This window comes from Actinophytocola xinjiangensis (assembly GCF_001921215.1).
GTDB classification, from domain to species: Bacteria; Actinomycetota; Actinomycetes; order Mycobacteriales; family Pseudonocardiaceae; genus Actinophytocola; species Actinophytocola xinjiangensis.
This window is the reverse complement of record NZ_MSIF01000009.1, coordinates 275,817-296,408: the sequence shown is the minus strand read 5'-3', so window position 1 is coordinate 296,408 and position 20,592 is coordinate 275,817. Positions and strand designations below refer to the sequence as shown.

The 20,592-nt window shown below is 72.9% G+C and carries 21 protein-coding genes; 9 read left to right on the top strand and 12 right to left on the bottom strand.

Annotation, left to right across the window (positions count from 1 at the left end):
• Positions 1 to 8: 8 nt before the first annotated feature.
• The 3 genes from BLA60_RS20365 to BLA60_RS20355 are packed head-to-tail and all read right to left on the bottom strand — an operon-like array spanning position 9 to position 2,967.
• The gene (locus BLA60_RS20365) at positions 9 to 1,028 is read right to left on the bottom strand and encodes a sugar ABC transporter substrate-binding protein (protein WP_075134498.1); all 1,020 of its coding nucleotides are present in this window, start codon (positions 1,026 to 1,028) and stop codon (positions 9 to 11) included.
• A 29-nt stretch (positions 1,029 to 1,057) separates the two neighbouring features.
• The gene (locus BLA60_RS20360; RefSeq protein WP_075134497.1) at positions 1,058 to 1,927 is read right to left on the bottom strand and encodes a TIM barrel protein; all 870 of its coding nucleotides are present in this window, start codon (positions 1,925 to 1,927) and stop codon (positions 1,058 to 1,060) included.
• Entirely contained in the window at positions 1,924 to 2,967 is a 1,044-nt protein-coding gene (locus BLA60_RS20355) for a Gfo/Idh/MocA family protein (protein ID WP_075134496.1), read from the bottom strand. The genes BLA60_RS20360 and BLA60_RS20355 overlap by 4 nt, the downstream gene beginning before the upstream one ends.
• A 76-nt stretch (positions 2,968 to 3,043) precedes the next feature.
• Here BLA60_RS20355 and BLA60_RS20350 point away from each other — a divergent pair, with 76 nt between their 5' ends.
• Positions 3,044 to 4,036, top strand: a complete 993-nt coding sequence (locus tag BLA60_RS20350; protein WP_075134495.1) for a LacI family DNA-binding transcriptional regulator — start codon at positions 3,044 to 3,046, stop codon at positions 4,034 to 4,036.
• On the opposite strand, the gene BLA60_RS20345 is transcribed toward BLA60_RS20350, so the two are convergent.
• Complete coding sequence (locus BLA60_RS20345; RefSeq protein ID WP_075134494.1) at positions 4,017 to 5,948, bottom strand: alpha/beta hydrolase; 1,932 nt, start codon at positions 5,946 to 5,948, stop codon at positions 4,017 to 4,019. The genes BLA60_RS20350 and BLA60_RS20345 overlap by 20 nt on opposite strands.
• Positions 5,945 to 6,259: a hypothetical protein gene (locus BLA60_RS20340; RefSeq protein ID WP_075134567.1), complete on the bottom strand. Its 315-nt coding sequence runs from the start codon at positions 6,257 to 6,259 to the stop codon at positions 5,945 to 5,947. The genes BLA60_RS20345 and BLA60_RS20340 overlap by 4 nt, the downstream gene beginning before the upstream one ends.
• A gap of 116 nt (positions 6,260 to 6,375) precedes the next feature.
• Between BLA60_RS20340 and BLA60_RS20335 the strand changes: the two genes are divergently transcribed.
• The 6 genes from BLA60_RS20335 to arfB all read left to right on the top strand — a co-directional run bounded on the left by BLA60_RS20335 (position 6,376) and on the right by arfB (position 11,630).
• The gene (locus tag BLA60_RS20335; RefSeq protein WP_075134493.1) at positions 6,376 to 7,101 is read left to right on the top strand and encodes a maleylpyruvate isomerase N-terminal domain-containing protein; all 726 of its coding nucleotides are present in this window, start codon (positions 6,376 to 6,378) and stop codon (positions 7,099 to 7,101) included.
• A gap of 70 nt (positions 7,102 to 7,171) precedes the next feature.
• Positions 7,172 to 8,698: an amidophosphoribosyltransferase gene (gene purF / locus BLA60_RS20330; protein WP_154814464.1), complete on the top strand. Its 1,527-nt coding sequence runs from the start codon at positions 7,172 to 7,174 to the stop codon at positions 8,696 to 8,698.
• Positions 8,699 to 8,709: 11 nt separating this feature from the next.
• Entirely contained in the window at positions 8,710 to 9,795 is a 1,086-nt protein-coding gene (gene purM / locus BLA60_RS20325; protein WP_075134566.1) for a phosphoribosylformylglycinamidine cyclo-ligase, read from the top strand.
• Between the two features lie 58 nt (positions 9,796 to 9,853).
• The gene (locus BLA60_RS20320) at positions 9,854 to 10,360 is read left to right on the top strand and encodes a SigE family RNA polymerase sigma factor (RefSeq protein ID WP_075134491.1); all 507 of its coding nucleotides are present in this window, start codon (positions 9,854 to 9,856) and stop codon (positions 10,358 to 10,360) included.
• Positions 10,360 to 11,193, top strand: coding sequence for a hypothetical protein (locus BLA60_RS20315; RefSeq protein ID WP_075134490.1), 834 nt, complete (start codon positions 10,360 to 10,362; stop codon positions 11,191 to 11,193). The genes BLA60_RS20320 and BLA60_RS20315 overlap by 1 nt, the downstream gene beginning before the upstream one ends.
• A gap of 2 nt (positions 11,194 to 11,195) precedes the next feature.
• Complete coding sequence (gene arfB / locus BLA60_RS20310; RefSeq protein ID WP_075134489.1) at positions 11,196 to 11,630, top strand: alternative ribosome rescue aminoacyl-tRNA hydrolase ArfB; 435 nt, start codon at positions 11,196 to 11,198, stop codon at positions 11,628 to 11,630.
• A 4-nt stretch (positions 11,631 to 11,634) separates the two neighbouring features.
• On the opposite strand, the gene BLA60_RS20305 is transcribed toward arfB, so the two are convergent.
• The 6 genes from BLA60_RS20305 to BLA60_RS20280 form a co-directional block, all read right to left on the bottom strand.
• Complete coding sequence (locus BLA60_RS20305) at positions 11,635 to 11,961, bottom strand: sterol carrier family protein (protein ID WP_245812069.1); 327 nt, start codon at positions 11,959 to 11,961, stop codon at positions 11,635 to 11,637.
• Positions 11,962 to 12,014: 53 nt separating this feature from the next.
• Positions 12,015 to 12,827 (bottom strand): ESX secretion-associated protein EspG, encoded by an 813-nt coding sequence (locus tag BLA60_RS20300; protein ID WP_084735119.1) that lies wholly within the window; start codon positions 12,825 to 12,827, stop codon positions 12,015 to 12,017.
• A gap of 81 nt (positions 12,828 to 12,908) precedes the next feature.
• Positions 12,909 to 14,246 carry a PPE domain-containing protein gene (locus BLA60_RS46265; protein ID WP_075134488.1) on the bottom strand — a complete coding sequence of 446 codons (1,338 nt, stop codon included), beginning with the start codon at positions 14,244 to 14,246 and terminating at the stop codon, positions 12,909 to 12,911.
• A gap of 84 nt (positions 14,247 to 14,330) precedes the next feature.
• On the bottom strand, positions 14,331 to 14,720 hold the full coding sequence (locus BLA60_RS20290; protein WP_084735117.1) for a hypothetical protein: 390 nt from the start codon (positions 14,718 to 14,720) through the stop codon (positions 14,331 to 14,333).
• A gap of 122 nt (positions 14,721 to 14,842) precedes the next feature.
• Positions 14,843 to 15,502 (bottom strand): DUF3558 family protein, encoded by a 660-nt coding sequence (locus tag BLA60_RS20285; RefSeq protein ID WP_075134487.1) that lies wholly within the window; start codon positions 15,500 to 15,502, stop codon positions 14,843 to 14,845.
• Positions 15,503 to 15,511: 9 nt separating this feature from the next.
• Positions 15,512 to 17,608 (bottom strand): putative bifunctional diguanylate cyclase/phosphodiesterase, encoded by a 2,097-nt coding sequence (locus tag BLA60_RS20280; protein ID WP_084735141.1) that lies wholly within the window; start codon positions 17,606 to 17,608, stop codon positions 15,512 to 15,514.
• Positions 17,609 to 17,838: 230 nt separating this feature from the next.
• Here BLA60_RS20280 and BLA60_RS20275 point away from each other — a divergent pair, with 230 nt between their 5' ends.
• Together BLA60_RS20275 and BLA60_RS20270 are read left to right on the top strand one after the other, a co-directional pair.
• Positions 17,839 to 18,705 carry a lysozyme gene (locus BLA60_RS20275; RefSeq protein ID WP_075134485.1) on the top strand — a complete coding sequence of 289 codons (867 nt, stop codon included), beginning with the start codon at positions 17,839 to 17,841 and terminating at the stop codon, positions 18,703 to 18,705.
• A 51-nt stretch (positions 18,706 to 18,756) separates the two neighbouring features.
• Positions 18,757 to 19,905: a pentapeptide repeat-containing protein gene (locus BLA60_RS20270; protein ID WP_245812068.1), complete on the top strand. Its 1,149-nt coding sequence runs from the start codon at positions 18,757 to 18,759 to the stop codon at positions 19,903 to 19,905.
• Here BLA60_RS20270 and BLA60_RS20265 read toward each other — a convergent pair.
• Positions 19,895 to 20,590 carry a class I SAM-dependent methyltransferase gene (locus BLA60_RS20265; RefSeq protein ID WP_075134484.1) on the bottom strand — a complete coding sequence of 232 codons (696 nt, stop codon included), beginning with the start codon at positions 20,588 to 20,590 and terminating at the stop codon, positions 19,895 to 19,897. The two genes, BLA60_RS20270 and BLA60_RS20265, sit on opposite strands and share 11 nt — an antisense overlap.
• Positions 20,591 to 20,592 lie beyond the last annotated feature (2 nt).

Sequence of the window (20,592 nt, the reverse complement as noted above, 5' to 3'; positions counted from 1 at the left end):
CCGGCTCCTCAGCGCGTTCCGCGTTCGGTGTACGGACGCACCAGGTCCGCGTTGGACTGGTCGACGAACCCCGGCCCGGTCAGCACCGGCTGCCCGCCGCCGAGGGTGTTCCCGTTGAGCCGGTACAGCTTGAGCATGGAGATCGGCAGGTAGCCCTGCTGGTACTGCTGCTGGTCGACGGCGAACAGGATCCGGCCGTCGCGGATCGCGTCGACCACGTCGGTGTTGAGGTCGAAGGTGGCGACCTCGGCGGTGGAGCCGACCGACAGCGCCGCGGTGACCGCCCGGTCGGCGACCTGGGAGTTGAGCGTCAGCACGGCGTCGATGTCGGGGTTGGTCTGCAACGCGCCGCGCAGCCGGGCCTCGATGTCGGTCGGGTTGGCGATGTCGACCTGGAGGTTGTCCACCTGGCCGGCGAAGCCCTCGCGGGCGCCGTCGCAGCGGTCGTTGAGCCCGGAGTTGCCGGCCTCGTGGATCACGCACAGCATCCGTTTCTTGCCGGCCTGCGCGAGGCGTTCGCCGGCGGCCCGGCCGGCGATGTCCTCCTCCTGGCCGACGTGGGCGATCGCGCCGAACTCGGCGCTGCGGTCGGCGCCGGAGTTGATGGTGATCACCGGGATGCCGGCGGCGACGGCGGCCTCGATGGCCGGGCGCAGCGCGTCCGGGTTGGCCATCGACACGACGATGCCGGTCCTGCCCTGGGCGACGGCGTTGTCGATGAGCTTGGCCTGTGCGCCGGGGTCGCCGTTGGAGGTGTAGGCGACGTCGACGTCCAGGTCGCGGCCGGCGTCCTGCGCGCCGTTCTTGACCACGCTCCAGAAGGCGTCGCCGTCGCTGCCGTGGGTGATCACGGCGAACTCCAGCGGCGCGTCCGGGTCGAACTCGCCGCCACCGCCGCCGGTGCCGCCGCTCCCGCGGCCGCTGGCCAGGTCGGCCGACGGCCCGGTGCACGCGGTGAGCGCCAGTGCCAGTGTCGCCGCCACGGCGGCGGTCGCGGCGGCGAGCCGGCGGCGCCCTCGGTCAGACATCGTTGTCTCTCCTTCCGGGCAGGGAGTCCTCAGTAGACGGTGTCCAGGTAGGCCAGGCTGCGCGCGGTCGCCAGCCGGGGCGCCTGGTCGGCCTGGTCACCGTCCTCGGGTAGCGCGGTGTCCTGCTCGAGTACGTACCAGCCCCGGTAGTCGTTGTCACGCAACAGTTTCAGCAACGCCGCGAGATCGATGTCGCCGTCGCCCAACGGCACGTAGATGCCCTGGGCGACGGCCTCGGTGTAGCTGATCAGCCCGTCGCGGACCTGCTCGGCGAGATCGGCCCGCACGTCCTTGAGGTGCACGTGCCCGATCCGGTGCGGGTGCGCCCGGACCAGTTCGACCGGGTCGGTGCCGCCGATGAGCAGGTGCCCGGTGTCCACACACAGCGGCAGGTCGGCGTCGGCCAGGAACCGGCGCACCTCGGCGGTCGTCTCGACCTGGGTGCCGACGTGCGGGTGCAGCACGGTCCGCACGCCCGCGCGCACGGCGACGTCGCGGATCATCCCGGCGGTGTCGACCAGCGTGTGCCACTGCGCCTGGTTGAGCGGCGGCCGCTCGTCGTAGCCGTCCAGGCCGGTACTGGCGGCCAGCACCAGCACGTCGCCTCCGGCGGCGGCCAGCAGTTCGGCCTGCCGCCCGGCCAGGTCCACCACGGACCGCTGCTGGCCGGCGTCGTGCAGGACCACGGCCAGGAACCCGCCGACCAGGCCGAGCCCGTGCCGGTCCAGGGTGGCCGCCAGCGCGGCCGGATCGGCCGGCAGGTAGCCCGGCGGCCCGAGTTCGGTGGCGGTCAGGCCCAGGTCGGCCATCTCGCGCAGGACGGTGTCGTGGTCGAGCACCCGCCCCCAGCCGGGAACCTCGCAGACCCCCCAGGAGATGGGCGCGGCCGCGATCCTCATCTGTCACTCCCCCCTTGTGGCCGGACCGGCGCGCCGGTGCGCCGCGACCGTTCGCACGCCTGCGCCAACCGCAGGCTGACCAGGCTGTCCCGCGCGGGTGACGGGTTGGCCGCGCTCCCGGCGGCGACCTGCGCGAACACCCGCATCTCGTTGACGTAGGCCGCCCGGAACCGTTGCGCGAAGCCGGGATGGGCGCCCGACGCGCGCGGCCCGTCCTCGTCGAGCGAGTTCAGCGGGGTGCGCGGGCCAAGGCCCACCGCGACCGAGTCCTTCTCCGCCAGCACCTCCAGCCGGTGGTCGTAGCCGAGCGGGTCGTGCCGGCCGGCGGCGAGCACCGCGTGCGCGCCGCCGGCGAACCGCAGCACCACCACAGCGTTGTCGACGTCGTCGGCGCGCGCGAACCCGTCGTCGACGAGCACCGAGCCGCAGGCGTAGACCTCGGTCACCGGCTCGCCGACCAGCCACGGGACGGCGTCCAGGTCGTGGATGAGCAGGTCGCGGAAGATACCGCCGGAGGTCGGCAGGTAGCTCAGGTCCGGTGGCTGGGCGTCGAAGCCGACCGCGCGGACGTGGTAGATCGTGCCCAGCGCGCCAACGGCGATCCGCCGTCGCAGCTCGACCATCGGCGGATCGAACCGGCGCTGGAAGCCGACCAGGACCGGCACCCCGGACCGCTCGATCTCGGTCACCAGCGCGGACATCTCGTCGAGGTCGGCGGCCACCGGCTTCTCGCACAGCACCGGCACCCCGGCGCCCAGACAGCGCCGGACGAGTTCGGGGTGGGTGGTGGTGGGGGTGGCGACCACGATCCCGTCGGCCTGGGCCAGCAGCGTGTCGACGTCGGCGACCGCGCGGTGGGTGCCGCCGCTGGCGCTGGCCCGCCCGCCGGCCCCGCCCGCGCCGTCGAGCTGTTCGGCGGCCCGCTCGGCCCGGCCGGGCACCGGGTCGAACAGCAGGACCTGGTCCACCTCGGGCAGTTCCGCCAGATGCCCGGCGTGCATGGTGCCGATCCGGCCGACTCCGGCCACCCCGATGCGCATCCGGCCCCCCGCTGTTGGAGCGCTCCAATTCGAGCTATCCTGTAATGTCGGTCACAGCGGTGTCAAGGGAGGCGGGGTGCCGAGACCGACCATCGAGGACGTCGCCGCGCGCGCCGGGGTGTCCCGCGCGTTGGTGTCGCTGGTGATGCGCGACTCGCCGAAGGTCAGCGCGCTGCGGCGGGCGGCGGTGCTCAAGGCGGCCGAGGAGCTCGGGTACTCGCCGCACCTGATGGCCCGGTCGCTGGCCAGCCGGACCTCGCACGTGGTCGGCGTGATGGTCTCCGACCTGCACAACCCGTTCTGGGCGGAGGTCGTCGACGGCCTGGACTCCGGGGCGCGGGCGGCCGGCTTCGAGCTGGTGATCAACACCGGCGGCCGGTCCCCGGCGCGCGAACGCCAGGCGCTGGACGGTTTGCTGTCCTTCCGCCCCGCCGGACTGGCGCTGCTGGGCACGGTCCTGCCGGCCAAGGCCATCGCCGCCGCCTCGGCGCACACCCCGGTCGTCCTGGTCTCCCGGTCCTCCCGAACGTCCACTGTGGACACCGTGAACGACGACGGCAAGGCCGGCTCGATGATGGCCGTCGACCACCTGGTCTCGTTGGGACACCAGGAGATCGCCCACATCGACGGCGGCGGCGGATCCCAGGCCGCACCCCGGCGCGCCGGCTACCTGGCCGCCATGCGGCGCCACGGCCTGCGACCCAGGGTCGTGCGCGGCGAGTACACCGAGGCCGCCGGAGCCGCCGCCGTACCGGTCCTGCTGGCCGGCCGGCGACCCACCGCGCTGCTGGCCGCCAACGACCTCAACGCCGTCGGGGTGATCTCCGGGCTGGTCGAGGCCGGGCTGTCGGTCCCCGAGGACGTGTCCGTCGTGGGCTACGACAACACCTGGCTGGCGGCGCTGCGGCACGTGTCGCTGACCACCGTCGACCAGCCCAGGGTCGAGATGGGGCGGCTGGCCGCCCAGGCGCTGGTCCGCCGCGTGCGCGGCGAACGGTCCGGACCGGCGCGGCACCTGCTGACACCGCGCCTGGTCGTCCGCTCCTCGACTAGAACAACCGGCCGATAGTGTTCTCGTAGATGTCCCGGCCGGCCTCCACCGCGTCCCCGACCGTGCCGAGAACGGCGTCCCCGGCGTCGTTGAGGAACTCACCGCCGGTGGACTTCAGCTCGTCCCAGGCAGCGTCCCAGTCGCCGCTGACCGCGTGCTGCCCGGACTCCCACAGCCCGCCGCCCACGTCCCCGACCATGTCCACGGTCTCCCGGCCCAGGTTGACCGTGGCGTCGATCACCGGGCCGACCACCGGCAGGTTCGACCCTGGCACCTCGGGCGGCAGCGGCGAGTCCAGCACGTTCGGGTCCGACACCTCGCCGTAGTTGCCGGTCGCGATGTTCGCCAGGTTGCGCAACGACTCCGAGCCGGGGTCGTAGTAGGACGTGTGCGCGTTCAACGCGTTGCCGCCGTCGGCCGCGCCGAACTGGTTGGCACCGAAGGACGAGTCGTAGGGTCCGGTGGACGAGCCGTCGGCGGTGAACCAGTCGCCGCTGGTGCCCTGCACCACCGGGTCGTGCTCGGTGGCCCCGGCCCACACGTGACCCGGCCCCGACGACAGCTGGTCCACATTGGACGCACCGACACCGGGTGAGCCGATGAACGCGACGTCGTCGGCCGCCAGACCGTTCATCCCCGCGTAGCCCACGGTCGCACTGCCGTAGCTGTGCCCGATCACCGAGATGTGCTGCTGCCCGTCGGCCGCCGCCCGGTACCCGTCGACGTCGGCGACCAGGTTCGCCGCGCCCTCGATCGCGTTGTCCGGGCTCGCCACGCTCAGGTCCCAGGTCGGCGCGTCGTAGCCCAACCACGCGATCGTCACGTTGTTCTGCCCCGGCGCCGCCGCGTTCATCTCCGCCCGCAGGTCGGCCGCCGACCCGGTCGGGAACCCGCTCTCCAGCGTGGCCGTCGTGCCCGGCACGAGCACCGACAGGTTGTCGGCCTGGTCCGGGTTGCCCAGGGCGATCGCCAGCGTCCCCTCCTGCACCCCGGGGCCGACCGGGTCGTAGGACAGCACGTACGCGCCGTCGGGCGACAGGCCCTCGGCCTTGGTCACCTGCCCGGCGGCCGCCGTGGCGTTGTCCAGGTACCGGTCGGCGTCCTGGCGCTGGTCGAGCAGGTCGGCCAGGGCCGGGTCGCCGCGCAGCGCGCCCTCGTCGGTGGGGTCCAGGCCCAGTTCCTCGGCGCGCGCGGCGATCCGGGCGTCCAGATCGGACACCGTGGCCGCGTACTGGGCCTGGTCGACCTCGATCCGGCGGCGGTTCGCGTCGTTGAGCACCTCGGCCGGCAGGCCGCGCAGCCGGCCCAGCGCGTCGAACTGGGTGGCCATCAGCTGGTCGCGCTCGGTCTCGGACAGGCTGTTCCACCAGCGGGCGACCTCGCGCGGGTCCGAGCCCGGCGGCGGCACCGTCAGGCCTGCCCGCGGCGCGGTCGCCGCCCACGACGCGTCCCCGGCGGCGGTCTCACCGAAGGCCGGGGTGATGCCCCGCAGCGCGCCGGCGTAGGCCCGCAGGGTCCGCTCGTAGCCGTCGCGGACCGTGCCGAGGGCGTCGTTGACCCGGGTGGCCAGCGCCTGCTTCGCGGCGTCGTCGAGGTCGGGCGGGCGGGAGCGCCACGCCTGGATCGCGTTGTCCGCCGCGCCGCGCATCGTCCGGTACGCCGAGGAGGCGGCCTCGACGATCTGGCCGGCCTGGCCGAGGCGGTCGTTCGCCGTGGTCGTCGCGGTGCCCGACAGCGTCGCCCGCGCGGCGAACCCGGACGCGGCGTCGCCGTCCCACCCGGACGCGGCGGTCGAACCGCCGCCGTCGATCGCCTCGCGGGCCCGGGACAGCGCCGACCGGGCCGAGCCGATCGGCTCGGCGACCGCGTCGATCCGGCCGGCGTCGCCGCTGGCCAGCTTGCCGTAGAGGACCTCCGGGTCGGCGGTCACGAGCCGGCCGCCGTCAGGTTCGCCGCGGAGCCCTGGTCGCTGCTCTCGTACTCCTCGGCGCTGGCCACCAGGCCGTCGGCGGTGGCGTTCACCCACACCGAGCCGTGCCGCAGGTCGTCGCCGTGGCTGGTGACGAACTCGCCGAAGGCGCAGGCCAGCTCGTCGGCGGCGGCCACCTCACCGAGCGCGGCCGGGACCAACTGGGCGACCGAGAGCAACGCGGCGGCGTCGCCGACGGCGTCCGAGCCCTCGTAGATCTTGGTCGACGCGCCCCGCAGCGTCGCCGGGTCCACCTGGTAGCCCTCGGGCACGTCGACCTCCTCGGTCCGGGACAAAAGCGCAAAACGACGCTACTGCCAGGGGTCGCCGCATAGGGTGCTTTTCGCGCGCACTGTGTGCATGTGCGCACGGAACGGAAGGAGACCGGGTGAGCGACTGGAGCCCGTCGAGGTGGACCGGGGTGTTCGACGAGCAGTCGGCCAGGTTCCGGGCCGCCGTCGGCGCCGCCGACCTCGGCGCCCGGGTGCCCTCCTGCCCCGGCTGGACCTTCACCGAGCTGACCAGCCACGTCGCCCGGTTCTGCCAGCAGGTCACCACCTACCTGGCCAGCGGCAGCACCGTCGCCCTGCGTCTGGACCCGCCGCGCGCCGTCGCCGACCCGCTCGCTCACCTGGACGCCGAGCTGGCCAGGGCCGCCGAGGTGCTGGCGACCACCCCCGGCAACCGTCCGGTGTGGACGTTCTCACCGGCGGCGCCGGACCTCGCGTGGGTCTGGCACCGGCGCGCCGCCCACGAGCTGAACCTGCGCCGCTGGGACGCCCAGGCCACGCTGCGCACCCTCGACCCGACCGACCCCGACCAGGCCATCGACTCACTCGACGAACTGCTCGGCACGCTGCTCGCCGCCCGCCAGCTCGGCGACGAGCCGCCGGAGTACCAGGGCAGCGCGGTCGTGGCCACCGAGGAGGGCCGCGCCTGGTTCGTGCGGCTGGTCCCCGGCCAGGTCCCCGAGGTCCGCCCGGCCGACCCGGGCGAGCCGGCCGACGCGCGGCTGCACGGCAGGGCCGCCACCCTGCTCTACCAGCTGCGCGGCCGGATGCGCCTGTCCGGCACCGGCGACGAACGGGTGCTCAAGGGCCTGCGAATGAGCTGATCGCCACGTCGGTCGGGCGCGATGGGCCCGGTGAACCGCGCCTACACTGGAGCGCACTGACACCGTTCGCATGGGAGTTGACTCGGTGGTCACCGACCGACATGACGTGCCGGAAACCGAGCCCCGCGAGGAGTGCGGCGTGTTCGGCGTGTGGGCTCCTGGCGAGGAGGTCGCCAAGCTCACCTACTACGGGCTCTACGCACTGCAACACCGCGGCCAGGAGGCCGCCGGCATCTCGGTCTCCGACGGTCAGCGGATCGTCGTGTTCAAGGACCTCGGCCTGGTCAGCCAGGTCTTCGACGAGCAGGTGCTGTCCTCGCTGCGCGGCCACATCGCCGTCGGCCACTGCCGCTACTCCACCACCGGCTCCACCACCTGGGAGAACGCCCAGCCGACCTTCCGCAACACCGCCGTGGGCAGCGGCCTGTCGCTGGGCCACAACGGCAACCTGGTGAACACCGCCGAGCTGCTGGAGCGCTCCGGGGCCACCGGGGTGAGCAAGGCCACCGGCGCCACCACCGACTCCGACCTGCTGTGCGGGCTGCTGGCCGCGACCGCCGCCGACCGGGGCATCGAGCAGGCCGCGCTGGAGCTGCTGCCCGACGTGCGCGGCGCGTTCTGCCTGGTGTTCGCCGACGAGACCACCCTCTACGCCGCCCGCGACCCGCACGGCGTGCACCCGCTGGTCATCGGCCGGCTGGAACGCGGCTGGGTGGTGGCCAGCGAGACCGCCGCGCTGGACATCGTCGGCGCGTCGTTCGTGCGTGAGGTCGAGCCGGGTGAGCTGCTGGCCATCGACTCCGACGGGCTGCGCTCCTCACGCTTCGCCAACCCCGAGCCCAAGGGCTGCGTGTTCGAGTTCGTCTACCTCGCCCGCCCGGACACCACGATCTCCGGCCGGTCGGTGCACGCCACCCGCGTGGACATCGGCCGGCGGCTGGCGCAGGAGGCGCCGGTGGAGGCCGACCTGGTCATCCCGGTGCCCGAGTCCGGCACCCCGGCGGCCATCGGCTACGCGCAGGGCTCGGAGATCCCCTACGGCTCGGGCCTGGTGAAGAACGGCTACGTCGGCCGCACGTTCATCCAGCCCTCGCAGACCATCCGCCAGCTGGGCATCCGGCTCAAGCTCAACCCGCTGCGCGAGGTCATCCGGGGCAAGCGGCTGGTGGTGGTGGACGACTCGATCGTGCGCGGCAACACCCAGCGGGCCCTGGTGCGGATGCTGCGCGAGGCCGGTGCGCTGGAGGTGCACGTGCGGATCGCCTCGCCGCCGGTGCGCTGGCCGTGCTTCTACGGCATCGACTTCGCCTCCCGCGCCGAGCTGGTCGCCAACGGCCTCGACCTGGACGGCATCCGCCGCTCGATCGGCGCCGACTCGCTGGCCTACGTCTCGATCGAGGGCCTGGTCGCGGCGAGTGAGCAGCCGCGCACCCGGCTGTGCATGGCCTGCTTCGACGGCACCTACCCGATCGCCCTCCCGGAGGAGACCAAGATCGGCAAGCACCTGCTGGAAGGGCTGGAGAAGGGTGTCGCGGGCTCCGCCGCCCCGGTGGTGCCGGCCGGCTATGGTGCCGGGGACGCACTCCGGCGACCTTGAGCTTGGACACGATGACCGACACCAGCGCCAACTCCCCGCACGCCACCTACGCCGCGGCGGGGGTCAACATCGAAGCCGGCGACGAGGCCGTCGAACAGCTCAAGCCGTTCGCCGAGAAGGCCTCCCGCCCGGAGGTGATGGGCGGCATCGGCGGGTTCGCCGGGCTGTTCAAGCTGCGGCTGGACCGCTGGCGTGAGCCCATCCTCGCCTCCTCGACCGACGGGGTCGGCACGAAGATCGCCGTCGCCCAGGCCCTCGACGTGCACGACACGGTCGGCATCGACCTGGTCGCCATGGTGGTCGACGACCTCGTGGTGTGCGGGGCCGAGCCGCTGTTCCTACAGGACTACATCGCCGTGGGCACCGTCGTCCCGGAGCGGATCGCGGCGCTGGTCAAGGGCATCTCCGAGGGCTGTGTGCAGGCCGGCTGCGCGCTGCTGGGCGGCGAGACCGCCGAGCACCCCGGCCTGATGACCGACGGCGCCTACGACCTGTCGGCCACCGGCGTCGGCGTGGTCGAGGCGGACGCGGTGCTCGGCCCGGAGCGGGTCCGGCCAGGCGACGTGGTGATCGCCATGGGCGCCACCGGCCTGCACTCCAACGGGTTCTCCCTGGCCAGGCACGTGCTGCTGGAGATCGGTCGGATGCCGCTGGAGGGTCAGGTCGAGGAGTTCGGCCGCACCCTGGGTGAGGAGCTGCTGGAACCGACCAGGATCTACGCCAAGGACTGTCTGGCGGTGGTCGCCGAGGCCGAGGTGCGCACGTTCGCGCACATCACCGGCGGCGGCATGGCCGCCAACGTGGCCAGGGTGATCCCGCCGGGGCTGCGCGCGGTGCTCGACCGGGGCACCTGGACCCCGGCGCCGGTGTTCTCGATGATCGCCCAGCGTGGGCGTGTCGAGCGGCTGGAGATGGAGCGCACGTTCAACATGGGTGTCGGCATGGTCGCCGTGGTGGCACCGGAGGACGTGGATCGCACGCTCGCCGTGCTCACCGCCCGGCACGTACCGTCCTGGGTGCTCGGTGAGGTCACCCCGATCGGCGAGGACCCGGACGCCGTGCGGGCCGAGCTGACCGGGGACCACCCGCGCTTCTAGAGGCAACCCGTCGGAGCCGGCCGCCGTATCACGGGCGAGGTGAGAGGATCACGGGTTCGTGTACGACCGCGACGCGGAGTTCGGGGAGTACCTCGAAAGTCGTGCCGTCGTCATGCGCCGGACCGCGTTCCTGTTGTGCGGCGGTGACTGGCATCGCGCGGAGGACCTGGTCCAGACGACGCTGACGAAGATGTACGTCGCCTGGTCGCGGATCCGGCGCGACGGCAGCGTCGACGCCTACTCGCGGCGGATCATGGTGCGGACCGCGATCGACGAGTCGCGGCGGGCCTACCGCCGGCGCGAGTCGGTGGTGGAGGAGGTGCCGGAGAACGCGGTGCGGCCGCCCGGTGTCGAGGAGGCGGTCGACGTGCGACGAGCGTTGGCGAAGCTGCCGGCCGGCCAGCGCGCGGTGGTCGTGCTGCGCTACTGGGAGGACCTCTCGGTCCAGGAGACCGCGGCCACGCTCGGCAAGAGCGAGGGCACGATCAAGAGCCAGGCGGCGAAGGGCCTGGCGTCCATGCGACGGATGTTGTCCAGCGACGAACCGGCGGGGGCGGGTGAGTGATGAACGAGAACGAGAACGCGCGGGTGCGGCGGTGGCTGGACACGGCGCTGTCCGGCGAGCCGCCGCTGGCCGTCGACCGCGAGGAGGTGCTGCGCCGGGGCCGGCGCGGCCTGCGTCGGCGGCGGCTGTTCCAGGCCGGCGGCGCGGTGTCCGGCGCGGTCGCCGTGGTGGTCGGCACGGTGCTGGTCAGCGGCGTGCTCACCGGCCACGACGGCGACCACCGGACCGTCCCGCCGGCCGCCGGGTCGACCCCGACGGCCGAGTCGTCCTTGCTGACCACCCCGCCGAGGACCGCCGAGCCGAGTACCGCCGCCGGGCCGAGTACCACCGCCGGGCCGCAGGGGCAGGTACGCGACGAGACGGTCCGGTACACCCAGGCCGTGGTCAACCCCGACGTGCTGCCCGCGCGCTACGTGCTGTCCCCCGTCGCCGGCACCAGCGGCCCGGTGTTCCAGGGGACCACACCGGGCGTGTACGAGTTCGAGGCCGACCTGCGGACCGACGACGGGTCGGGCTGGCTGTGGGTGCTGCTGCGACGCGGCCCCGGCGACGGGCTCGACTGCGACACCGTGCCCCGGCCGGTCGACCAGTGTGAGGTCCGCAAGGAGGGTGACCTGCCGATGGTGGTCGCCGTGCAGCGCTTCGACACCGGGGAGGTGCGGCGGGTGGTCCGCTCGGTGCACCCGGACGGCGACTCGGTCACCGTGACCGCGTCCAACCTGACCTCGGTCCAGCGCGGCGACGGCGCGGTGCCGGTGAAGGCGAGCTGGCCGCCGCTGACCGAGTCCGCGGCGATCCGCATCGCCGCGCTGCCCGAGCTGGACGTCGACTAGCCGTGGACCTCGCCGACGACCTGGTGGTCACCCCGCGCCTGGTGATCCCGCCCGACGAGTTGCGGGAGCGGTTCTCCCGGTCGTCGGGCCCCGGCGGCCAGGGCGTGAACACCACCGACAGCCGGGTGGAGCTGTCCTTCGACGTCGCCCGCTCGGCCTCGGTACCGGACAACCTGCGCGACCGGTTGCTCGCGGCGCTGGGCAGCAGGCTGGTCGACGGCGTGCTCACGGTCGCCGCCAGCGCCCGCCGCGCCCAGCTCGCCAACCGGGTGGAGGCCCGCGAACGCCTGGTCACGATGCTGCGCGCGGCCGCCGCCCCACCGCCGCCGACACGCCGGGCGACCAGGCCGAGCCGAGGTGCGAAGGAACGCCGGCTGGCGGCCAAACGCCGCCGGGGCGAGATCAAGCGGGGCCGGCGCGCCGGCCCCGACGACTGAGCGGCTACAGGCGCAGCAGCGGCAGGTGCGCGGAGAGGTCCGCGCGGCTGCCCGAGGCGCTGATCCGCCCGTCGGCCAGCGCCTGGGCCCAGGTCACGGCGCCGGTGGCGAGTTCGAGCCAGGTCAGCGGATCGGTCTCGACGACGTTGGGCGGGGTGCCCCGGGTGTGCCGGGGACCCTCGACGCACTGCACGGCCGCGAACGGCGGCACCCGCACCTCGACGCTGCGGCCGGGCGCGTCCTGGGCGAGGGTGCGCAGGCTCAGCCGCACGGCCGCCGCCAGCACGGGCCGCGCCGGCCGCCGCGGGTCGCCGGCCAGCCACGGGCGCACCGCCTCGACGGCGGCGCGCAGCTCGTGCGGGTCGACCGGCCCGCCCGGACGGCTCAGGAGGACACCTCGTTGACGACCTCGCCGAGCAACTGGTCGACCTGGTGGATCAGCTTGCGGGAGTCGGCCGGGGAGATCGTCGTCCACATCGTGCCGTCCTGTGACGGGCGGCGGATCTGCAGGTAGCGGCCCTCCTCGGTGTCGAAGAACGACACCACCCGACCGGCCCGGTGCCGGCGGCCGAGACGGTCACGCGCGGCCGCCCCGAAATTGCCCATCCCGGACACGTCCTTGATCATCTCGCTCAGCGCGGTGGCGTCGTCGTGGCGGATCCCCCGGGACATCAGTGCGTTGAGGAAGCCCGGCTGGGTACCGCCGCCGTCGATGGCCGCGCCCTCGAAGTCGATGGTGCGCAGGGTGACCGACTGGCCGGAGCCGGCCGGGGCCGCGCGCAGCGAGGCGAGCGCCGCGCTGGCCAGACCGGTCGGCGACGCGTGCCGCAGCGAGATCTGCCCGCCGGACAGCTCCGCGACCGCGCCGGCCTCGCCGCAGCGGGCGGCCAGCGCCCGGACGTTGCGCCCGGAGTAGGCGCGCACGTCGACCTCCCGGTCGGGCTTGGCGATCAGCGTCAGGATGCCCTCGATGTCGGGGTGCAGGTCGACCGGCCGGCCAAGGCCCCGGCTCTCCAGGGCCGCCCACACCTGCCGTTCCAGCGCTTCGCGCTCCTCGAAGGTCCGGCCGGGCGAGGGGACCTTCACCACGAGCGGCAGCTGGCCGAGTTCCAGGTGCTCCCACAGCACGTCGAACTCGAGGGCGGACAGCGTGATCGGCTCGGTTTCCCGGTCGCCGATGGAGAACGTGCTGGTCACAACGCACAACCTTAGCTTCAAGGACGAAAGGGGCGGGAGCCGCGATTGCGGCTCCCGCCCCGTCCGTCGTTCTACGTCAGCTCACTGTTGCGGAGAAACCTCGCCAATCACGGTCGGCGCCACCTTCAGGTCGGCGTCGCCCCACACGTCGTCGGTCTCCATCAGGTAGTCGGCCGCGTAGTGCTCGTCGTCGTCCTCGCCCTCGCCCCGGCGTCCACCGGCGCCCATCGGGCCACCGGCACCGCCACGGCCACCCGCACCGCCGGCACCGCCGGCACCGCCGACGCCACCGGGACCGCCCCGGGCCATGCCGCCCTCACCGGGCATGCCCATCGGGCCGCGGCCCAGCTGGGAGCCGGCACGGGTGCCGTCCGGGTTGAGCCCGCCGCCACCGCCGCCGAGGCCCGGCGTGCCGGGTCGCAACTGCTGGGCGTTCTTGGCCAGGTCACCCCCGCCCGGACCGGTGCCGGGCAGGTTGGTGACCGGCGGCCGCATGTTCGGGTTGTTGGGGTTGTACGGGTTCTGCGGGTTGTACGGGTTGTTCGGCCCGTAGGGCGGCGGACCGCCCTGGAACGGGGGGTTGCCGTAGGGCGGGCCACCGATCGGCGGGGTGCCCGGGTTCGGCTGCGGGAGCACCGGCGGGTTGCCCGGCGCCGGCGGGAGGTTGTAGTTCGGGTTGGTGAGCAGCGGCGGGTTGCCGCCACCACCGCCGCCTCCGCCACCGCCCCCACCGGGGATGGTGGGCACGCCACCGCCGCCGCTGGGCGGGGTGAAGCCGTTGGGCGAGGTGCCACCGCCACCGTCGACCCCACCGACACCGCCGGCCACGCCGCCGCCGAGACCGGCGACACCGATCCCGCCGACAGCGGCGGGCGGTGGGGTGGCCACGACGACGTCGGGCGGGGCGACGAACGTGCCGAGCGTCTCCCGGTTCCAGGTGCTGCTCGACTCGTAGCTCTGCATGGTCTGGATGGCGCGCTGCTCGGCCTCGTTCTGCGCGGCCTCCTGCGCCTCGTGGTCGGCCGACATGGCGGCGACGGCGATCGCGGGGCCGGGGTTGCCGGTGAGGGCGGCGCCGGCGGCGGAGGCGATGTCCCAGCCGGAGGGCGAGGGGGTGGTGACCGGCACCGGCTCAGGCATCTTCGACCGCGCGTCGGCGACGTAGTTGCCCTGCAGCTCGGCCGAGGTCTTCATGACCGAGCTGGCCGACTCGGCGTCGTTGGCCCACTCCGCGAGCGGCGTCAGACCCGACTGCGCGCTCTGCGAGGCGTTGCCCTCCCAGGTGGCGTTGAGGGTGTTGAGCTTCTTGTTGAGGTCCTGGTCGACCTCGGTGAGCTCCTTGCTCAGGTCCTGCCAGTACACGGCCTGCGGGTCGGACGCCGCCGGACCGGGACCGGTGTTGATCATCTTGTACAGCACGGGGTGTCCGTACCCCGCCCAACGGTGTCCCATGGAGATCAATCCCTTTGCGTGCGCAGGCCGCGAGGCCCAGCCCCTGTAGTACTAGGCGTAGTTGCCCCAGCGTTCGGTGTTCGTCCCCTCGGTCTCGAGGTAGGCCTGCTCGGTGCGCTCCAGCGAGTCGATCGCGTTCTCCAGCTGACGCTGGTAGCCGAGCAGGCACTCGAGCGCGGAGTCGGCGCCGCCGCCGTTGGTCCGGTCGCCGAACAGCTTCGCCGTCTCGGCACTGACCGGGTCCCCCGCCCACCGGGTGATCGGCAGGCCTCCCAGCTCGCTGACCTTGCGCGTGACCCGGTCGTAGGCCTCGCGGAAGGCGGCGAGCGCGCCCGGGATGGCGGAAGGCTCGATACGCAGCTGCTGCGTGCCCGTGTAGGTCGGCTCCTTGGGGATCGACCCGCCTACCGTCCCGCCGACACCACCGTCTACCAGAAACACGGCTCGTCTCCTCGTCTGTGCAATCGCGACGACCTTATCTCTGATGGGGACACGAGCGAAGCGGTTCCCGGAAACTCGACAAGATCACACCGTTACCGTTTCGTAATGATCGAATCCGACCATCAGAGTGCCCCCGCCACCGCCGTGGCGATGGCCGGGACCGTACTGCACAGCCGCTCCTGCGGGGTGACCGGCTGTCCGGTCGGATTGGCCATGGAATAGGACAGGTAGAGCATCTGGTCGTCGTTCACGTCCAGCACACCCATACAGCTGCCGGGGGCCTGCGGGGTGAGCACGATCAGCGGGAAACCGGCCGCCGTCGTCTCCGACTTCGACTTCACGCTCGCGAACTCGGCGTACTCCGCGGCGTTGTTCCCGCGCGCCGCGACCACCAGCAGCGACACGTTGCTCCTGATGCCGTTGACGAAACAGTCCTTCTCACCGGGGAACAGGCTCGACTCGCCCGCGAGCGGCGGCCGGTCGGTGTCCAGCTGGTACTCCGGTAACGGGAGCCCGGAGACCACCGCGCACAGGTCCACCGTCGACAGGTCGACCGCCTTGGGCCGGTCGACCGAGGGGGTGTCGCCGGTCGGGGCCGGCTCGGCGCTCGTGGTCTCCTGCTCGCTGGGCCGCTCGCCGGGTTGCTCGCCGGACTGCTCGCTCGACGGCGGGTCGCCGGCCCGCGGGGTGCCCGACTCGGCCGACGAGCAGCCGGCCGAGGCGAGGCCCGCCAGCGCGAGCGAGGTCAACAGGGCGGTGAGCGCGATCCGTGGGGTCGGCATGGCGCCAATCTAGTGCTGGTCCATCCAGCGGTTGATCTCTTCGGGCGGACCCGGTTTCGCGTAGAGCCACCCCTGGGCGGAGTCGCAGCCCAGCGCGGTGAGGCGATCGGCCTGGTCACGGGTCTCCACACCCTCGGCGACCACGTCCAGCTTCAGCGTGTGGGCCAGCGACACCAGCGCACGCACGATCTGCGCGTCCACCGAGTCCGGCTCGTCGGCCCGCAGGCCCTCGACGAACGAGCCGGCGATCTTCAGCGCGTGCACCGGCAGGTGACGCAGGTAGGCCAGGTTCGAGTAGCCGGTGCCGAAGTCGTCGATGGCGATCCGGATGCCCAGGTCGACCAGCTTGTGCAGCGCGCCGAGCGGCTCGCCGGTGGTGCCCATGATGGCGCTCTCGGTCAGCTCCAGCTGCAGGCTCGCCGGCGGCAGCCCGACCGCGCGCAGGATCTGGTCGACGTCGTCGACCAGGCCGGGCTCGACGAGCTGGCGGGCGGCCAGGTTGACGCTGATCGACGGCTGCGGTCCGCCGGTGCGCGCCGCGTGCGCCGCCCACTCGGCGGCCTGCGCGCAGGCGGTGGCCAGCACCCAGCGGCCGAGCGGGACGATCAGCCCGGTCTCCTCGGCCAGGCCGATGAACCGGTCGGGGCCCAGCCGCCCGAACTCCGGGTGCGCCCAACGGACCAGCGCCTCCGCGCCGAGCAGCGCGCCGTCGGACAGCCGCACGATCGGCTGGTACTCCACGTAGAACTCGCCGCGCTCCAGGGCGGCCGGCATGGCGGCCGACAGGGTGATCCGGGCGATCTCGCGGGCGTTGCGCTCCGGGTCGTAGCAGGCCCAGCGGTTCTTGCCGTCGACCTTGGCCCAGTGCAGGGTCACGTCGGCGTCGCGCATGGTGTCGGCCGGGGTGGACGCGGTGACCGCGCGTTCGACGATGCCGACGCTGGCCGAGACGGTCAGCCGGTGGCCGCCGACCAGTACCGGCTCGCTGACCTCGGCGAGCAGCCGCTGCGCCAGGTCGGTCAGCTCGGCCATGCCGTCGGTGTTCTCCACCAGCACGACGAACTCGTCGCCGCCCATCCTGGCCAGCAGCCGGCCGGGGGCGGTGACCAGCCGGTGCAACCGGTCGGCGATCTCCACCAGCAGCTGGTCGCCGACGACGTGGCCGAGGGTGTCGTTGATCGCCTTGAACCCGTCGAGGTCCAGGTAGCACAGGCCGATCCGGGCGCCGTCGGCTCCGCCGAACGCGGCGTGCAGCCGGTCGGTGAACAGCGCGCGGTTGCCCAGACCGGTCAGCGGGTCGTGGTTGGCCTGGTGGCGCAGCTTCTCGGACAGCACGTGCCGTTCGGTGTTGTCCTCGACCATGCCGACCAGCAGCTGCGGGACGCCGTGTTCGTCGCGGACCAGGGACACGGTCAAGTTGGTCCACAGCGGTGAGCCGTCGCGGCGCACGAAGCGGCGCTCGATCCGGTAGTGGTCGCGTTCGCCGGCGACCGTCTCGTGGAAGAAGCGACGCAGCTCGGGCGGGTCGTCGGGGTGCAGGAACTCGGCGAGGTGGCGGCCCTGCAGCTGTTCGGGGACCAGGTCGAGCATCTGACCGAGCGCGGAGTTGATCTCCAGCAGCCGGCCGGTGGTGTCGGCGATGCCGATGCCGATGGCGGCGTCGGCGAACATCGCGCGGAACCGGGCCTCGCTCTGCCGGCGCGCGGCCTCGGCCCGGTCGCGGGCGTCCAGCGCGGCGTGGCGCAGCATTTCCTGCTCGCGGAAGATCCTGGCCTGGACGGCCCGGACGAACCCGCAGGTCAGCGCGGCCTGGACGGCGGCGAGCCGGCCGTTGTCGCGGGTGGCGAGCAGGTCGCCGACCAGCCGGACGGTGGCCGAGAGGGCCTCCGGGGCGATGAACCGCAGGGTCACCAGTTCGGCGCCGACGCGCTCGATCGGTTTTGACTCGAACGGGTTACGGCAGACCTCGGCCACCAGGATGTCGGTGAGTTCACCCAGACGTTGGAGCAGTTCCGCCCTTTCGGTGGCCACGAAGGCGGTGTCCGAGAGCGCATCGGCCCATGTCGCCGCGAACGTGTCGCGAGTCGACCCAGTCGCGCCTGCCACCGTCACACCTTTCGGCTGTCGAGGTCCCCCGAGGATAGAGCGGTACTCACGCTCCGTCCATGCTCCGATCCCGGACGTTATGCCTGGTCACGTATCAAACGTTACCGAACTCGCCGTTAGTTATTCACCAGACCGGGTGACAAACCGGTAGCACGCGACGACAATCGGTATCTTGGCAGCTCCGGACCGTGAGTTGCCACGCGAGGGCACATTTCGGAAAGGGCGATCACATGAACCGTATCTTCCGCGACCGGCGTCGCGGACTGCTAGGTGCGGCCATCGCGGTCACCGTCGCGACAGTCACGACGGTGCTCGCGAGCCCGGCGACAGCGAGCCAGGAAGCCACCCCTGCCGGCGACCAGGCCTCGATCGACGCGATGGTCCGCCAGTACGACCATCCGATGGGATCCCAGATCCGCAAGCACGAGGACACCTCCCTGATGCCCAGGACCGTCGACCCCCGCGACGTCGGCGTCCTGGCGTCGGTGCCGGGCATCGACGTCAGCGGCTGGCAGGGCAACGTCGACTGGGCCGCCCAGTGGAACGCGGGCAAGCGGTTCGCCTGGGTCAAGGCGACCGAGGGCACCACCTACCGCAACCCCTACTTCAACCAGCAGTACGGCGGCTCCTACAACCAGGGCTTCATCCGCGGCTCCTACCACTTCGCGCTGCCCGACCGCTCCAGCGGCGCGACGCAGGCCAACTTCTTCTCCAGCAACGGCGGCGGCTGGTCCGGCGACGGCAAGACCCTGCCCGGCGCGCTGGACATGGAGTACAACCCCTACGGCGCCACCTGCTACGGGCTGTCCAAGGCGGCCATGACCAACTGGATCCGCGACTTCAGCGACACCTACAAGGCGCGCTGGAACAAGTACCCGGCGATCTACACCTCCACCAGCTGGTGGAACCAGTGCGTCGGCGCGAGCTTCGGCTCGACCAACCCGCTGTGGGTCGCCCGCTACGCCTCCACCGTCGGCACCCTGCCCATCGGCTGGAGCTTCTACACCGTGTGGCAGTACAGCTCGACCCCGATCGACCAGAACACGTTCAACGGCTCCTACGACCGGCTGGTCGTGTTCGCCACCAACCACGACTGAGTTAGCGAACCCGAAGGGATCCTCGCACCGGTGGTGCGAGGATCCCTTCTCATGTCGAGCCTGGTGTTCATGATCATCGGCGGGGTGGCGATCGCCGCCGGCGCCGGGGTGTTCGCCCTGTGGAACCTGCGGGCCCGCGGCCGGGAGAACCTGCGGCTGGTGGCCACCGTGCTGCTCGCCGGCGGAGCGCTGGCCCTGGTCGCCGGCTGGCTGCTCGGCGGGGAGAACGCCAACCGCGCCGACGCCGTACGCACCGGCGGGCTGGCCGCCGGCTCAATCGTCGCGCTCTACGCCCTGTGGCTCAACGACCGCCGCCGCCGCGTCGACGAGGAACGCCAGGCCCTCGAACAGGCCCGCCAGGAACTGGAGGGCTCCCGCGCCGAACACGACCGCGAACGCGCCGCCGACGAACGGTTCCTGCGCGCGGTCGAACTGCTGGGCAGCGACGCCGACCAGGTGCGGGTGGGCGCGCTGCACGCGCTGGCTGGCCTGGCCCGCAGCCGCCCCGGCTACACCCAGGACGTGCTCGACGTCATCTGCTCCTACCTGCGCCGCCCGTTCCACCACCCCCGGCACACCGAGGACCTGGACGCCGAGCAGGTCCGCGAGGGCGCCCGCTGGCTCCAGGTGCGCCAGACCGCGCAGCGGCTGATCGCCGACCTGCTGCCGGCCGCCGGAACGCCGGACGCGCCCGCCTACGACCTCGACCTGCAGGGCGCCACCCTCGAGTACCTCGACCTGTCCGGCAAACTGATCGGCCACCTGCGGGCCCGCGAGGTGGAGCTGCACGAGTCGAACTCGGTGCGCGGCTGCGTGTTCCGCGGCCCGGTGTGGTTCACCGCCGGCCGCAGCCGGGGCCGGCTGCACGCGTCCGGGGCTGTGTTCGAGGAACGCTGCTGGTTCAGCCGGTTCACCGCCGGCGGGCCGGTCGACTTCACCGGCGCCGCCTTCCACGGCGAGACCAAGTTCGCCAGCTCCACCTGGGACGGTGAGGTGACCTTCCAGGACGCCGAGTTCGGCCGCGACGTCGACTTCAGCGAGAGCCGCTTCGGCGGCGGCCTCGACCTGCGCGTGGCCGGCGGCACCCTGATCGCCAACACCTACGGGATGCGCGTGTCCACCCTGCACGACCACCACCTGCCGGCGTCCTGGCAGCTGGACACCACCCGCGAGGCCGAGTTCGGCCTCGTCAGGCCGTGACGCGCAGCGCCCGGACGAACAGGAACACCGGCTGCGTCGTCAGGATCCCGGCCAGCTCCCGGTCGAGGTCGGCCGCCGGCTCGGGCAGCGGCTCGTCGACCTCGTCGACGGTGAACCCGGCGCGGCGCAGGTCACCGAAGATCCGCGACAGCGGACGCCGGTACAGCCGCGCGGTCACCCACCGCTCGCCCCAGTCCCAGTCCTCGCTGACCAGCTCGGTGCGGTGGTAGTCGGTGCGGTCGCTGAGCAGCCAGCCGGTGATCGGGTGGTGCAGGGAGAACACCAGCGCCCCGCCGGGCACCAGCGCGCGGCGCACCTCGGCCAGCAGCGGCGCCCAGTCCGCCAGGTAGTGCAGCACCAGCGACGCCACCACGACGTCGACCGAGCCGTCGGCCACGAACGTCAACGGACGCTCCAGGTCGGCGACCTCGACCCTGGCCCGGTCCCCCAGCCGCGCCCTGGCCGCCGCCACCAGCCGGGGCTCGCGGTCCACGGCCAGCACCCGCGCGCCCCGGCCGGCCAGCAGCGAGGTCAGCGTGCCGCCGGCACAGCCCAGCTCCAGGACCCGCCGGCCGCGCACGTCCCCGACCAGGCGCAGGATCGCCGGGCGGTCGTAGTGCACGTTCACCGGGCCACGCTCGGCCCACCGCGCGTACACCTCGGGATGCTCGGCGAACGGATCCACGG